We start from the raw sequence: 405 nt of genomic DNA, 5'->3' as shown, positions 1-405 counted from the left end.
GAATCAATAGAATATTGGAAGACTTGTTTCCTGAAGCTGAAGACAGCGGAAATATCAAGATGATGCTGCGAGATGCCCGATGCCGGCGGCTTCCCGCCCTGCCAGTTTGATGATTTCGGCGAATCTGGCGTCGTCAATCTGTCCGGCCATGCAGACTCCGTCCGTACGCCATCCGGGCCGTGACATTTCCTCAAATTCAGGATCCCGCAGCCGGTCGGCCAGCCTGCGATTGGAAACGAGATAGGCGTCTTCAAACTGTCTTACGACATAGGTCGGCAACCCGAACGGAGGCCCTGGCAGGTGTCGTTGAAGAGCCAAAAGCGCTTCTGACATCGGAGGCAGACCTCTCTCGTTGAGCATTCGGGCAACCTCGGTCATTTCGGCGTTAAGGCTCCGGTTCGCGTG

General features: G+C 56.0%; 1 protein-coding gene. It reads right to left on the bottom strand.

Features of this window, described 5'->3' with window-relative positions; translation table 11 throughout:
* Nucleotides 1–54: 54 nt before the first annotated feature.
* The coding region (locus ACWTU8_RS33125) for a hypothetical protein (RefSeq protein ID WP_455851415.1) at nt 55–405 on the bottom strand (351 nt) is incomplete at its 5' end.

Source organism: Mesorhizobium sp. BHbdii (assembly GCF_053848045.1).
This window is presented reverse-complemented; position numbering and strand designations above follow the sequence as displayed.